The following is a 13,675-nucleotide window of genomic DNA, read 5'->3' as shown; positions in this document are numbered from 1 at the left end:
GATCCAAGGCGCAGAGAGACCGTGCAAGAGGTGGCTCAGCGGTCCGCTACCGCCATTTTTTACAAAAAGTACGATGACCCAGCTAACGCGCTTTTGGACATCATCAGTGCGATTCGCTCCACGCGCGGCCCAGGACATCGCCGCTTGGTCTGCTGGCCCTCCTCAAGGTCTTCCAGAGGGACACCCGGGATTCCCAAATCCGCCATATCCTCTGTAAACCTATGATTGGAAAGGAAAATATATCCCTCGCAGCAGCCGAGCTTCGTTTATCCGGCCCGAAAAAACTCCACGCTCTGCCCTGCATTGACCGCGCGCTTCAGCCAGGACGGCATCTCGCCCTGCCCATCCCAGGTCAGTCCCTCGGCATTGCGGTAGCAGACCACGGGCGGCGGAGGCGGTGGGGGCGGGGGCGGCGGATCGAAGCACCCCGCCGCTTTTAGCTCTTCCATCGTCAGCCCATAGTCGGCCATCTGATCCTGGATCCAGCGGATCGCCGCCGCCCGCTCAGTCTTTGCTGTCATCGCTGCTGTCGCTTCTGTGACTGCTCTCGCTGCCATCTTCCGGGGTGAGGGAGGCCGTCGGCGCCCCCTGATTTTCGTCCAGTTGTTCGCCCGGCTTTTCGTTTAGCCGGCTCCCGGCCTTGCGCCGCCGCGCACCACCGTCTCGCTCAGGCGGCGCCAGCCGCAACTCTGCCAGCAGCTGCCGCACCAGCGCCGCTTCGGCCTCGGCGCGCTCGGCCCGGCGCTGCGCCGCCGCGAGCTCCGCCTGCACGGTGTCCAGGTCGCTGACGGATTTGCGCTGCGCCTGCTCGGCCACCGCGAGCCGATCGGCTAGCGCCGCGGCCTGCGCTTCCAGCTTAGCCCGGCCCTCCGCCTGCGCCACGGCCGCATCACGCGCCTCGCCGCGTGCCGCCGCCAGTTCACCGCGCAACGCTTCGGCCGTGCGTTCGCTCTGCTGGCGCGCCGTGCGCTCGGCGTCGAGTTCGCGCAAGCTGCGCCGCTCGCTGGCTTCGGCGCGTTCCTGCGCGAGCGTTACCGCCTCGCGCGCCCGCTCCAGCTCGGTCGAGAATTGGGTGCGCAGCGCGTCCAGCTGGCGCCGGCCCGCCTCCAGTTCCGTCCGCCCCGCCTCGAGCCGGGCCTGCGTGGCGGCGTGGGCCTGTCGCTCGGCGGCCAGCTCCGCCTGCACGGTGTCGTGCGCCTGCCGGGCTTCGGCCAGCTGGGCCGCGATCGCCGCAGCATCCTCGCGTGCGGCCGCCGTCTCCGCGCGCGCCGCATCCCGCTCGGCTTCCGCTTCGCTCGCGGCGTGACGCGCCTCCGCGCGCAGCGTCGCCAGCTCGGCGGACGCGGCCTCGTTGGCCGCCTGCCAGATCGTCTGCACCGCATTGGCGGCGATCGACTTGAGCGCCTCCGGCAGGTCCGGATGGTCGATGGTGACGCGCGTGCGCCCGCGCAACTCCTGCCAGAACGCCTGCAGCACCTCCGCCGGCGTGCCCATGCTGCCCTTGCGCACCAGGCTGTAGAGCTTGTTGGCGGTGGGCGTGACGCCGTAGCGGAAGAACAGCAGGCCGCAGACCTCGCGGTACAACGCGCGGGTCTCGGGGAAGCGACTGCGTAGCTCGGCAATGTCGTTGGCCATGGCGGTCTGCAGCGCGGCGTCGGTCAGATCCAGGTCGGCAGCGGGCATAGGGAGAAAAAAACAGAAATGTTGATAAATATTACTACGTAATACGTTATATATACAATTTTCTTGGCGATACTTTAGACATAACTGCGCTTATGTCTATAATTGCGAAGCTAGCTGTGACTTTTTAGACCCCCGCGTTGGTTTGCACAATTTTGTTAGCGTTTTCTGCACAATTTTGTTCCGAGCCCCCTGGGCCGAAACTCTGGCCGCAATGCGTCGCAAGCCAACGGGCTTCACGTTGCTCACGGTACGTTGCGTTCAGATCCGGGGTCGCCCCCGACGCACATTCGCTTCTGCCCTCGTCCACTTGATCAGCAAGAGGCCATCGTCGGTTTCGCACAGGCGGACGCAAAACTTGGAATCGTCCCGCTCAAGCGGATCGACACCCCGATCGATGTCATCTAGCCAAGTGGTCAACGCATCGAACGTCAGCTCGATTTCCCACGTGACCGCCATATCGAGCACTGCGGTTAGCGTCGACTCCCAGACCCACTCGCAGCAGGTCCAGACGTCCTGATCGGCATATAGGTAACCCGCCGGCGCTACCGCTGCCTCCCGTGTATAGCGGATGAGGCCCAAGTCGCGCATCGCGTGAGAAACGCTGCAGAAGCGCCGCCGTTCCTGCTCCGCCGGCCGATTGGAGAGCGCCAGGTCCGAACGGCCCCAGCCGAGTTGAAGTTCGTTGAGCGCGATATCGTATGGGCAGATCAGGCCCCAGCGGGGCCCCTCCTCTGGACGCACGCTGACCCAGCGCGAAAGCCGTCCCTCCTTAGTCAGCCTCCACCGACAGCGACAGGTGCCATGGCGAGCCTGTCGGTCTTGCATGGCATTCAGGCGCGTGACAAACGAAGACGGATTCGCCGAAGCGGCGTTGATGCGTATATAGAAGTGAAGAACGTCGGCAAAGCTGAGGTGGCTCGACCTGAGGCGGCCGAGCTGGATTTTCGCTTGCCGCGCAAACGCGTGGCTTTCCAGACTCCACCGATCACCGGCTTCGGTAAGGAGCGGTTCGATGTCCTCGGGCGGGGGCTCAAGCGCGCGCAGCTGACCGAACGCTTGGTCGAGGGAGACGGCCCCCGGCATGCCATCGTTGCCCGACGACCAGATCTCGCCGAGCGACATGCGCGCGGCAGCGACGCTCGCCCGTGCGACCCAGCCGGCGAGCGACGCAACACGCCCCGGCTCTCGGGCGGGAAAGCCGGCATCAATGCCGTGCGGCCACGTCCTGCAGCGTTGCCGCATCACGAACTCCAACGCGCCCACACGCTGCGACACGAGCCTGGCGGTGTGCTTCTGCGCCCAGGTCGTTTTCAGCTCGCTCAGGTGAAATGGGCACCGCGAAAGCCACCCAAGCTGATGCAGGTAGCTGTGGTAGCCGTGCTGCACACAGGTCTCGCAATAGCGGATGGCACGTCGCTCGCGACTATCGGGAGGCGGGCCATAACGGCCGACATCGATGAACCGTATGGAAGGCGAGAAAACGTCTTCGACAAGCGGCGCGGTCTCACCCAGCACGGACGCCAGGCGCCTGATTTCGTCGATCGGAAGCGGCGTGCTGCTATCGGGCTCCACACTCAAAAACTCCGCGCATTTTCGGACGTTGATGCCATTCAGTGCGCAGAAGCGGGCGACGAACGACAGCCTCGACTCGTACGGACGGAGGTTTCCCGGCCACCAGTTCACCGATGGGTAGGCCGCCATGTCAACTACCCGTCGAGATGATCCTCATGTGGTCCGGGAAGTTCGCTTTAGCGAGTTCTCGCAACCAGCTCTCATAGGAGGTCACGTCGGCCCAGTCTTCGCCCCGCGCCAGTTGGAAGAGTATCGCCTCGGTGGCTTTCGCGACATGCTGCATTGGAAATTCGAAATGCCCGCGCGCAGATTGGGGCGAAAGCTCCATCAGCGCTTTCCACAGCAGCGCCGCGCATTCGGCGAGCCGGCGCCCGGCCGCATAATCCGCCGGCGCGAAGTGCGCCAGGTACGGAACGCCGCTGCTTGGCGGCCACTCGGAGTCGATATCGTAGCCGTTGAGCACGTACCCGATCTCCTCGGGCGAGCGCAGGCCGTGGAAGCGCGCATGCGCTGCCATAAAGCGCGCGGCGACGTGAGCGTTGCCCGTGATGGCCATATATTCGTGGCGATAGTTCAACTGGTGTGAGCCGACTGAAAATACGCTGAGTAAATAGCCCTCGTAATCGAGCTCATTTTGCAGGCCGACCAGCCACTTCCACTCCCGCAACGTCAGATCCTGCGCTTCGTCGATAAGCAGCACCATGTAGTTCCGTTGCGCGTTGTTCGCAATGGCGATGAAGCGTTGCTTGCACAGGTATATGCCTTCGGCTTTCTTCGGCGGCTTTGCCGGGTTGGCGAATTCGAAACGCGAGGCGAGTAAGAGCTGGTGCCAGAATCCCGCTTCACTACTGTGACTGTCGGGGCGGCGATTCCACACCACCAGGGGCATGACGGCCTTGAAGCGCTCCTGCAATTCGTTTGCAACGTACCACTGCACACAGCGGGACTTGCCTAGGCGTGACGCACCATAGATATAGCCGCCGGGGCGCTGCTGGTCGATCCATTCGCCGATTTGCTCGATCATTTCGTGCATGGGCGGTGTATACACCGCGTATTGCTTCGTCACGATGCAGTGCCGCGGATCGATGCGCTCGGGCAGTGAGAAGGACATGGCTTACCTCGACTGCGCCATTCGACGCGGAGGCAGCGTAGGACCCGCAGAAGGCTTCAGCGGGTCCGCGGCGCCAGACTGCGCGCGTCTTGCCGTCGGCTCCGAAGCGGCCCCCTTGCTACCCTTTGAAGAACTGCTGCCTGCCTTGGCCCGAGCCATTGCTACATCCAGCATGGAAGGCCCGATTGATGAATCGGCTGCGGCTGCCAGTATGCGCCGTGCCTCGAGGTAGGCCGGATGGACCGGCAAGCGGTTGTGCGCCTGACTCTCCACGTAGCGCATGAAGACATCGATGGCGTCGACGCCTGCCGGAATCGCAAACTTTCCGTGAGAGCACGCCTGGCAAATTGCAGCACGTAGCGACAGGCTGTGCGGCGACATGTTCCAAGGCGGTGCTGCCCGCAACACGCCGAGTGACATACCGTCCAGCGTGGAGGCAAGCGCCACCCGGCAGTCATCCTCCTTGTGGCAGACCACCCAGATCTCGGAGCCGACAAGGTCGTGCCGGTTGTGCAGCACGTCGTTGGTATAACGGCCGTAATGGAACTCAACGAACGGGGCACGCCCGCTCTTAGCGCCCCCGCGCACGATGCAGCGCTTGCGGATGCTGAATAGCGTGTCCACGACAGCGGGGTCGGCTCGCCGGAAGCTCTGCTGGGAATGGTGGTACAAGAACTTCGCATACGCGAGCGGCGTGCGGTTACCAATCCCGCTGTGCGGTGTCGCGTTGTAGTTGGCAATGAGCACGTTCAGCAGCTCTTCCGCATATTCGTACTGGAATCGACTCGCCAGGGCGACCTCTTCCGGCTGTCTTCCCTTGCGGTCCTGGAAATTTGCGCCGGTGGTGTTGGAAAGACGCTGGAATCCCTGTCCGGCCAGATTGCGGAAAAACGTCTCGATGAACGGGCGGTCATCCTTGCTTCGACGTTTCGAGAACGAGGTCTTCGGGTCCAGTAGCGTGGAGCCGACGCTGTCGCGCAGCGCATCCCGCACGTGCTGACAAGTCTCGGCAAGCGCACCATCTACGCTGGTCTCGTCCCAGCATAGCCCGACGAAATCGCTACCCAGAGCGGAAAGAAGCCCGGCTTCAGGCAGATACGGCGTATCGCAAAAACTGACCGGGCGCAGGCACCATCTGCCCAATGCCCGCTTCAGCGCGCGCATGACGTCATCTTTCGATATTTCCCGTCTCACGCTGAAGTAGTACCCTAGCACCGCGCGCGAAACGACCTCCAGGATCACAACGACCCAGAGACGATGAACGATCTTCTCCTTGAAACCGCCCCCCATCAGGGGAAGCGACACGCAGAAACGTCCGTCTAGCTTGTGCGCGTCCATTTCGACGCGTTGCATGAACCTCTGCACCGGCCGCCCGGTTCCGTCACCGGACCTCAGCTTCACAGCCAAATTCGGCCCGCCACTCGCCGCGGCCAGCGCCCTTGGGTTGGCCGACAGCACCTTGTCGATATACCGACAGATCGAAGAGTAGCCAAGGCTCAATGTGTTGAACGGCCATTCGTTTCGCGCTTCGTACCCGAAGCCACGCAATTGGTCCAGAAACCACGCGCAATGACGCCTTCTCGACTGTTTAGTTTCGACTAGTCGCTTGGCTGAGGCGCTCGCGAGGATACGCGCCTCAAATGCCTGACGAAGCGCCGGCTGACTGTCCAGCAGCGCCTGCATCGCGCCCGCAGCACCGCGGCCGAACTGGTCGACATGGACCTTCGTGCTACGACGGTATGGCTTGACTCGGAGCCATGGCACAAGCCCGCGCCAGCCATAAGGACGCCCGTCGGGATGCGTCTCAAGGCAGCGCTCCCGGATGAGACGATAGGCCTGACTTGTGCCAAGCGACGTCAGCCGCCTGATGCTTTCGCCCGAGGCACCGGAAAGATACAGCGAAACCGCCTGCTTTCTCGCAAGGTACAGGACGCGTCGGTCACCAGTAAGCGCTCCCTCATCGGGGCTGGCCCAGTGGGAAGTGTCGACGGTTCGCCCGTCTATCCTCCGGCGGGAGCAACAGGAATTGTCGTCAATACCCTCTTCCATGCGACGCTCCAAAATCGGCCGATCGCCCCAGAGGCGATGGTTATAAACCTTAGGGCACATTTGGGAAAAATCGCACGACGAGAATGGAACAAACGTTGGCAAAGATACAAAATTGCTTCGAATGTTCGCCGGGAGAACAAAATGGTGCAGAATTTCGTGAAGTAAATTTGTTCTCGCACGCCCGGGCGGCGTCGATTTCACGGCCACGTCTCGGATACAAAATTGTGCAAACTAACGACCGTGGAATCGCCCGCCCTTCCGCCCGCCCCACCTACGTCCGCCCCCTCGCCGCCCTACCCACTCCGCTGGAGCAGTTACGGCTGCCGTCGGCGCTGTCCGGGCACGACGGCAGCAACCGAGCGCCCGCCACGGCCACCCGCATCGCGGCGACCGACGACCTGTCCGCCGTGACCGCCTGGCTCGCGCGCTACGCCGACAGCGCGGCGACGGTGACCGTTTATCGCCGCGAGGTGGAGCGGCTGATCCTGTGGGCCGTGCTACAGCTCGGCAAGCCGCTGTCTTCCCTGACGCACGAGGACCTGCTCGTCTATGAGCGCTTTCTGGCCGATCCGCAGCCGGCCGCCCGCTGGGTCCTGGCCGGCAGCAAGAAGCTCGCGCGCAGCCATCCGGACTGGCGCCCGTTCGCCGGGCCGCTGTCGCCCGGCAGCGTGCGCCAGGCGCTGGTGATCCTGAACGCGCTGTTCGCCTGGCTCACCGAGGCGGGCTACGTGGCCGGTAACCCGCTCGCCCTCGCCCGCCGTCGGCGCGCGCCAACCAAGGCGCGCATCACCCGCTATCTGAGCCACGACATGTGGGCGATCGTCAAAGACACGGTCGAAGCGATGCCAACCGAAAACGCGCGAGAACGCCTGCATGCGGCGCGCTGCCGCTGGGTGCTGACCGTGCTCTATCTGGGCGGCTTGCGTGCGTCGGAGGTGACGGCCACCCCCATGGGGGCGTTCTTCTGCCGCCGCGATGCCCAGGGCATCGAGCGCTGGTGGCTGGAGGTGACCGGCAAAGGCAGCAAGACGCGGCTGGTGCCGGCGACCGACGAGCTGATTGCCGAACTGGCGCGCTACCGCCGCGCCCACGCATTGCCGCCGACTCCGCAGTTCGGGGAGACGCGGCCACTGGTGCTGCCGGTGATTGGAAAAGCGGACAGCGAGAAACCGCTGTCACGCGGAGCGCTGCACCTGATCCTGAAAGAGGTGTTTGGCATGGCCGCGGCGCGCCTGCGCGCGCGGGGGCCGGAATGGGAAGCACAGGCCGCGGTGCTGGCCAGTGCCTCGGCCCATTGGCTGCGCCACACCGCTGGCTCGCATATGACCGACCAGCAGGTCGACCTGCGCTTTGTGCGGGACAACTTCGGGCACAGCTCGCTGTCGACGACGAGCGGCTACCTGCACAGCGAGGAGGATGCGCGGCATGAGGCCACGCAGGAGCGGCATCGGATTGGTTGGGGAAGCAAGAAATAGCAACCGGGCGCCGTATCATCACCATCGTGAAATTTCGGCGCCATCCCATTGATGCAAGCTTCCCGTTCAAGTCTTCGGGCGCATCAAGGTGATTAATTGCATTTTATAAGAGCCGCTTACGGGACATGAGGAGGCGGGTCGAACGCGCGCATTGGCGGCGGCGTCTCGTCGAAGCGCTCTACTTCTGTTGAGGATCGCCATTCGTGCGAGCCACGCTCAACATTCATGCGAACGTAGCAATTTTTCGCTCAGCATTCGTGCGACTGTATCTTTCCCATGCGAAACAAGGTCCCGGTGGCGTGAAGTGTAGTAATCGCGCTCCCTGTGCGAAGTAATGTTGATTCGCGCGCTTAATCACGCAGAACGTATCATCTTTACTTCCGCAGTTCGGAGAAATCGTGTCCCCTGCGCGACTACTCTCACTCTGCGGCAAGGCCACCTCACATTCGGAGTTCTCGGCTGCGATTGCAGCCTTATTTTGGAATGTTTCGCGCGAACGCTCCTTTTAATCACCCCGAGCGAATCCGCGTAGTCAGAGCGAAAAGTAGTAAAGATGACACGAGGTGACGGACCCGCGATCGTTTCAGAATTACTTCGCGCCTCACGAAAGTGCCAGGATTACTACTCGAAAAATCGTAGCAATGTTGATACGGACGCCCACACAAGAAACGCTAACTTATTGATTTAATTGGCCTTGTGCTCAGCCACTGACGAACTACTTTTATTACACTTCACGCCCGGTAACGTCGCCACACCGGAGTGTTACCGGGTAACGATCATGAGGAGTGCAGATGGCGCAGACGACAGCACAGCGGCAGGCCGCCTATCGGGCAAGGCGCGCGACGGCGGGCAAGGACGGCAACGGAGAGCGGCGGCTGGATATGTGGGTCAGTACGGAAGCCGACCTTGCTCTCGCCCGGCTGGCGCACCGTTACACGGTAACAAAGCGTCAGATGCTGGAGCGGCTGATCGCACGAGCGGACGACGCGATCGTGCGCAGGCTCAATCCGGATTCGGAGCAGTGGGATCTCTATTTCAACGTCCCCCGCTAGCGCCTCGCTGTTACCGGGTAACGAGGGGCTTCTCTCCGTGTGATGGAGTCCCCGACTTGGGGGCAACTGCGTATTCCGGTGAACGTGACCGCCGATTCCGGATGAACGTGACCGATTTTCCCGGCTGTCCGGAATGGCCGATCACGATGCCGGAATGGCCGGTCACGATACCGGAATCGGCGGTCACGTTGAACCGGAATACCCAGGCAACTATCGACCCGCCGCTCAGGCAGGGTGCGGCGGCGCGGTTTGCCGCCGGGGGAAGTTGAACGGCAACAGGTCGCTGATGTCAGCCTCCAGCGCGCGCTGTGGCAGCTCTGTGAGCACGTGGAGCAGATAAGCATACGGCTCGACCTCACAGGCGCGGCACGTAAGCATCAGGCTGTAGATCATGGCGCTCGCCTTCGCCCCCGCGACAGTGTCTGCAAAGAGCCATGCCTTTCGCCCTGTGCAGAATGGGCGGATGTCACGTTCGACCGGATTGTTATCGATGGGCGCACGCCCATCGATAACATATCGGCTCAGGTATTCCCACTGGTTGCGCGCGTAGGCGATGGCCTTGCCCAGCAGGCTTTCCGGCAGTACCTGCGGCGCCTGCTGGTCCAGCCATGCCTTGAGGGCTTCCAGCAGCGGCACGCTGTGCTGTTGACGCAGCCGGTACGTGTAGTTGACGCGCGTTTCGCCTTCGGGCAGGTCTGCCTTGGCGAGCGTCTCGACCTGATACAGGGCCTGGAAGTACTCGAGCGCCTTTAGTACTCGAGCGCTGGGCTTTTTCTGCCCCTTTTGCGCATCAACGAACATTCTCCTCGCGTGCGCAACACAGCCAAAGTGGGTAACGCCTTCGAGCGTGCGCCAGGCGCTGTAGCCATCGGTCATTAGCATGCCCTCGTAGCCGGCGAGAAACGCCTGCGGATACTCCTGTCCGCGCCCCGGCTGGTAGTCGAACAGCACCACCGGATGCTCGCAGTCCTCCGCGCTGCGATACACCCACATGTACGATTTGCTCTGCGCGGCCTTGCCTTCCTCCTTGAGCACCTGCACCGTCGTCTCGTCGCCATGGATCAGTGGCTGCGACAGCAGCGTGCGGCGCAGCGCCTCGTACAGCCGGCTGTAGTGCAGTTGCGCAGGCCGGATGATCCAGTTGGCCAGTGTGCCGCGGCCAACTTCGATGCCGGCGCGACCCAGCGCGTCTTCCATCCGATAGAGCGGCGTGCCATCAACGTACTTGCCGGTGGTCACCGTTGCCAGCATCGCTGGGCTGGCGTTGCTGCCCGGCAGTGGTTGCGCCGGCATCGGCGCAGTCAACACCGGCGTGCGTTCGGCATTGCGCTCGCAGTGCCGACACGCGTATTTGAAGCGGACGTGCTGCAGAACGGAGACCTTTGCTTCGATGTGCAACTGCTCGCTGACTTCCTCGCCCATGCGGTGCATCGAACCCTGGCAACATGGGCAGATCTTCTGGTCCTCGGTCAGGTCGTACTCGATTCGCTGGCGCGGCATGTCCGCCGGCAGCGGCTTGCGGCCACGTTTGCGGCCTGCGGGCTTATCAGGCTCTGGCAGCCCCGTGTCTGGCGGCGCGAGCGCGTCATCCTCATCGTCGTCGGCCGGCTCCGCAGTGGCCATTTGTTCGGCTTCGTCGAACACTCGGTCCTTGAGCTTCTCGCTGCTTGGTGCGAAGCGTTTGGACTGTGCGAGGCGGAACTGTTCCTCAAGGAGCTTGATGCGCTCGTTCAGCTCGGCGATGTGCTGGGCGTTGGTGGCAGCCTTCGCTTCGAGCTCGCGGATATAGGCCTGGGCGGCCGGCGGCAATTGGGAGAGGTCGTGTTCGTTCATGCTGAACACGATAGTGCAGCCATGGCGCAATCGGGTATACGTCACCCCGAACGACCATCAAGCCGTGTGCTGATATTTGCGTGACGGGTGGCGCTTCACCGCGTCCACGTCGATGCCGTCCAGCAGCCAGTGCAACTGCTCGGTTGTCAGCTCGATCACCGCCTGCTGGCGCCGTGGCCACACGAAGCGGTCTTCCTCCAGGCGCTTGAGCAGCAACCAGAAGCCGTTGCGGTCCCACAGCAACAGCTTGATGCGGTTGCGCCGACGGTTATGAAAGGCATAGACGGCGCGGGCAAACGGATCAAGCTGCATCGACTGTTCGACCAGGGCAACCAACCCGTTGATCCCGAGGCGGAAATCCACCGCATTGCGGTGCAGGTAGACCTGTACGTTAGCGTCGAATCGGAACATCAACGCGCTCCCAGCGCTTCGATCATCGCCTTCACCAGCGCAACGTCCTGTCCGCCGCATTCAAGTTCGACCGTCACGCCGTTGGGCAGCCGCGCCGTCAGTAGTGCAGGTTTCAGCGACGGTCGTACCGATGGTTGGGTGGAAGCAGGCGCCTGGGCTGGCAGGCATTCCCGCGCCAGCGGCGACTCCGGAACTCGCTTTACCCCGCTAATCTCGATGACCGGTACGAACGCTGGCACTGCAAGCTCCGCGCTGTCGGCCGCCGCGGCTTCCGTTGCCGCTTGGTGCAGCCGAATCCACTTGCGCAACTGGTTCGTATTGATGCCGACCTTGAGCGCCATCCCAGCTACCGATACCCCTGGCCGCAGACACGCCTCGACCAGTTGGCGCTTATCCCTGGGGTCAAAGTCTCGCTTCCCGTTGGAGCGAACACGGGTCACTCTCAGCGGCGGAACTTCACATTCGTTGTCCATCATGCTTGCGTCCGCAAATGGTGGTTGCGGACGCAAGCCTGCCCACTCTCAGCCACAAAAGCTAGGTGCGCTTAATTTCGCGCTTACGGTGGTTATGCCCACGCGGGCTTGCATGGCCTGTGTACCGCGGTGCTGCTCGCCGGCTTCGGTATGGCCTACTGGCTCTGGCTAGGGATCACCGACGCTGTCGTTCACTACATGATCGATCGCTGGAAGGTGCGTCTCGGCCGACGCGCCAAATTGACACCGAATCTGCCGCAGTTCTGGTGGGCATTTGGCCTGGACCAGTACGCGCACGTGCTGACCTATCTTGCCATCGTCTGGCTGGTTGGGAGGCTGGACTGAAAGCGCTGAGACCCCCTGCCAGCGACGCGCAGGGGGGACCAGGGCTGGTAGCTGGAAATCGTCGGTCGCAGGCGACAAGCCAAGACCCCGGTGCCTGTGACCGACTCGGTGATTGCCGAGCTCGCCCGCGACTGACGCGCGCATAAGGTGGCGCCGACGACCGGCCAGCGAAGTGACCACGCGGCTCACTGTCGACGAGCACGCCGATCACCAACACGATTATGTCGCGAACAGATAGGGCGCGGCGGAGAGAGCGTTCTTGAAAATCAAGGGTCCCGAGCGCGTCGTGCCAGGGACCGCGTACTTCCATTTTCCGCTTACGCCTTGGCGTAGGTGCCGGCGGACATGACCTCAACGGCAACGAAGGGCTGGACGCGTGCTGGCCTGTAGACGCTGCGAGCGTGTCGAGGTAGATAAGGCCGTCGGAACCGACCTCCAGGTACGTCACCTCGAAACCCCGCCGCTCCAGTTCTCGGCGAGTGTCAAGCACGGCCGTGTGCTCGGGGCGAACGGTCACTAGATGCCGCCGCTCGATCGAACTGCGCAGCGCCCTTGATCGCCAAGTTATTCCCCCCGGTCGCGCCCGAGGTCCAGATGATCTCGCGCGGGTCGGCGCCAAGCAACTGCACCAAGTAGCGGCGTCTGGCACGTCGGAAGGCAGTTGTGCCAGACGACTTGTTACTATCGTCCGGCAAGCCAGACTGTATGCCCGCTAGAGGCCGCCCCCGTAGGCGAGAGAAGCCCATGTGTGCCCTGGACGCAAGGCCCCTCTAGCCAGTAGCCAACCCGGCAACCGCCCGATTGAACGCGCCTGGGTTGGCAATATTCATGCCGTGAGATGCTCCGGCAATTGTCTGACGCTCAGCGCGCCCGATCCATTCTTGAAGCTTCTCGACCGTGCTACGGAACATGCGCGGACTCTTTTGCCCGTCGATCAGCAACGTTCGACACTGGATTTCACGGGCGGCTTCACGTGTGTAGGCGGGCAACGGGTCAAGCAGCTGCTTCGGCAGTGTGGGCGCATTATCGAGCGCCATCCTGCGGAAGCTCTGGGAACTCTTGCTCCAAAAGCCAGGCATGGTTACCGAGTCTACAAACAGATTCAGACCGGCATCGAATTCGCCCTGCTCAATCAGTTCTGCGGCCTTCGCTCTCAACGCGTGGGTGGCCGGCGGCAATTTTCCGGCCTCTGCTTGCGGCGTTGCCTGCACTGGGCCGCCCGGATCAGCGAGGGTGAGCGTCTTCACCAAGTGAGGGTATTCGCGCGCCAGGTGAAACGCGATGCAACCGCCGCGCGAGTGCCCGACCAGATGGACCGGCTCCAGACCCAGCGCCGCGATGAACTCCGCAATTTCAGCGACGTGCGCCTCCCAACTGAAGGCGCCGCGTCCGAATGCACCGGTTTCCGGCCAATAGTGGCCCAAGCTCGGAGCGAAGCAGTGGAAGTTCTTCGATAACGAAGCGAGCTGCGGGTCCCAATAGCGGAAATCGCACAGCGACCCGTGCACGAATACCATTGGCTCGCCGCTTCCAGCTTCCACGTATGGAACGGCGATGCCAGAGGCGGTGGAAACAAAAGAGGGTTGTGGCCAGGCACCGGCAAGAGCCAGCGTAGTAAGGGGCGCTCGGGCATTCATGTCTAACTCCTTTTCGCAGACTTTGCTGCACCGC

The 13,675-nt window shown here is 62.8% G+C and carries 11 protein-coding genes and 2 pseudogenes; 3 read left to right on the top strand and 10 right to left on the bottom strand.

Annotated elements, in window-relative coordinates:
* Window positions 1-266: 266 nt before the first annotated feature.
* The 5 genes from F7R26_RS36770 to F7R26_RS36750 all read right to left on the bottom strand — a co-directional run bounded on the left by F7R26_RS36770 (window position 267) and on the right by F7R26_RS36750 (window position 6,415).
* A complete protein-coding gene (locus F7R26_RS36770; protein WP_058697629.1) occupies window positions 267-521 on the bottom strand; it encodes an H-NS histone family protein in 255 nt (84 codons plus the stop codon).
* Window positions 505-1,683: a DNA-binding protein gene (locus F7R26_RS36765; RefSeq protein WP_058697628.1), complete on the bottom strand. Its 1,179-nt coding sequence runs from the start codon at window positions 1,681-1,683 to the stop codon at window positions 505-507. Before F7R26_RS36765 ends, F7R26_RS36770 begins: the two co-directional genes overlap by 17 nt.
* Before the next feature lie 258 nt (window positions 1,684-1,941).
* On the bottom strand, window positions 1,942-3,384 hold the full coding sequence (locus F7R26_RS36760) for a hypothetical protein (protein ID WP_058697627.1): 1,443 nt from the start codon (window positions 3,382-3,384) through the stop codon (window positions 1,942-1,944).
* A gap of 1 nt (window position 3,385) precedes the next feature.
* A complete protein-coding gene (locus tag F7R26_RS36755; protein WP_150984232.1) occupies window positions 3,386-4,366 on the bottom strand; it encodes an ATP-binding protein in 981 nt (326 codons plus the stop codon).
* A 3-nt stretch (window positions 4,367-4,369) separates the two neighbouring features.
* Window positions 4,370-6,415 carry a hypothetical protein gene (locus F7R26_RS36750; protein ID WP_058697625.1) on the bottom strand — a complete coding sequence of 682 codons (2,046 nt, stop codon included), beginning with the start codon at window positions 6,413-6,415 and terminating at the stop codon, window positions 4,370-4,372.
* Between the two features lie 224 nt (window positions 6,416-6,639).
* On the opposite strand from F7R26_RS36750, the gene F7R26_RS36745 reads away from it, so the two are divergent.
* Both F7R26_RS36745 and F7R26_RS36740 read left to right on the top strand, forming a co-directional pair.
* Complete coding sequence (locus F7R26_RS36745) at window positions 6,640-7,890, top strand: tyrosine-type recombinase/integrase (protein WP_416351388.1); 1,251 nt, start codon at window positions 6,640-6,642, stop codon at window positions 7,888-7,890.
* A 791-nt stretch (window positions 7,891-8,681) separates the two neighbouring features.
* Window positions 8,682-8,942: a hypothetical protein gene (locus F7R26_RS36740; protein ID WP_058697623.1), complete on the top strand. Its 261-nt coding sequence runs from the start codon at window positions 8,682-8,684 to the stop codon at window positions 8,940-8,942.
* Window positions 8,943-9,167: 225 nt separating this feature from the next.
* On the opposite strand, the gene tnpC is transcribed toward F7R26_RS36740, so the two are convergent.
* From tnpC to tnpA, 3 genes are read right to left on the bottom strand one after another with little or no spacing between them, the layout of a single operon-like run.
* Window positions 9,168-10,775 carry an IS66 family transposase gene (tnpC, locus tag F7R26_RS36735; protein WP_058697683.1) on the bottom strand — a complete coding sequence of 536 codons (1,608 nt, stop codon included), beginning with the start codon at window positions 10,773-10,775 and terminating at the stop codon, window positions 9,168-9,170.
* Window positions 10,776-10,832: 57 nt separating this feature from the next.
* Window positions 10,833-11,186 carry an IS66 family insertion sequence element accessory protein TnpB gene (tnpB, locus tag F7R26_RS36730; protein WP_058697622.1) on the bottom strand — a complete coding sequence of 118 codons (354 nt, stop codon included), beginning with the start codon at window positions 11,184-11,186 and terminating at the stop codon, window positions 10,833-10,835.
* Entirely contained in the window at window positions 11,186-11,662 is a 477-nt protein-coding gene (tnpA, locus tag F7R26_RS36725) for an IS66-like element accessory protein TnpA (protein WP_058697621.1), read from the bottom strand. Before tnpA ends, tnpB begins: the two co-directional genes overlap by 1 nt.
* 102 nt (window positions 11,663-11,764) lie before the next feature.
* On the opposite strand from tnpA, the pseudogene F7R26_RS36720 reads away from it, so the two are divergent.
* Window positions 11,765-12,004: pseudogene (locus F7R26_RS36720) on the top strand (DUF3307 domain-containing protein); the annotation flags it as partial.
* Window positions 12,005-12,392: 388 nt separating this feature from the next.
* Here the strand turns inward: F7R26_RS36720 and F7R26_RS41265 are convergent.
* Window positions 12,393-12,645, bottom strand: a pseudogene (locus tag F7R26_RS41265) (aminotransferase class V-fold PLP-dependent enzyme); the annotation flags it as partial.
* A gap of 129 nt (window positions 12,646-12,774) precedes the next feature.
* On the bottom strand, window positions 12,775-13,641 hold the full coding sequence (locus tag F7R26_RS36715) for an alpha/beta fold hydrolase (protein WP_058697620.1): 867 nt from the start codon (window positions 13,639-13,641) through the stop codon (window positions 12,775-12,777).
* Window positions 13,642-13,675 lie beyond the last annotated feature (34 nt).

Origin of the sequence: Cupriavidus basilensis, from assembly GCF_008801925.2 — a bacterium.
Taxonomy (GTDB): Bacteria; Pseudomonadota; Gammaproteobacteria; order Burkholderiales; family Burkholderiaceae; genus Cupriavidus; species Cupriavidus basilensis.
Note: the sequence above shows the minus strand (reverse complement) of the source record. Positions and strands in the feature narration are given on the sequence as shown.

Excerpts from the sequence above, each read along its gene's own strand:
- F7R26_RS36750 (WP_058697625.1), bottom strand. The coding sequence starts at position 6,415 with ATGGAAGAGGGTATTGACGACAATTCCTGTTGCTCCCGCCGGAGGATA.
- F7R26_RS36765 (WP_058697628.1), bottom strand. The coding sequence starts at position 1,683 with ATGCCCGCTGCCGACCTGGATCTGACCGACGCCGCGCTGCAGACCGCC.
- tnpA (WP_058697621.1), bottom strand. The coding sequence starts at position 11,662 with ATGATGGACAACGAATGTGAAGTTCCGCCGCTGAGAGTGACCCGTGTT.
- F7R26_RS36755 (WP_150984232.1), bottom strand. The coding sequence starts at position 4,366 with ATGTCCTTCTCACTGCCCGAGCGCATCGATCCGCGGCACTGCATCGTG.
- tnpC (WP_058697683.1), bottom strand. The coding sequence starts at position 10,775 with ATGAACGAACACGACCTCTCCCAATTGCCGCCGGCCGCCCAGGCCTAT.
- F7R26_RS36715 (WP_058697620.1), bottom strand. The coding sequence starts at position 13,641 with ATGAATGCCCGAGCGCCCCTTACTACGCTGGCTCTTGCCGGTGCCTGG.
- tnpB (WP_058697622.1), bottom strand. The coding sequence starts at position 11,186 with ATGTTCCGATTCGACGCTAACGTACAGGTCTACCTGCACCGCAATGCG.
- F7R26_RS36760 (WP_058697627.1), bottom strand. The coding sequence starts at position 3,384 with ATGGCGGCCTACCCATCGGTGAACTGGTGGCCGGGAAACCTCCGTCCG.
- F7R26_RS36740 (WP_058697623.1), top strand. The coding sequence starts at position 8,682 with ATGGCGCAGACGACAGCACAGCGGCAGGCCGCCTATCGGGCAAGGCGC.
- F7R26_RS36770 (WP_058697629.1), bottom strand. The coding sequence starts at position 521 with ATGACAGCAAAGACTGAGCGGGCGGCGGCGATCCGCTGGATCCAGGAT.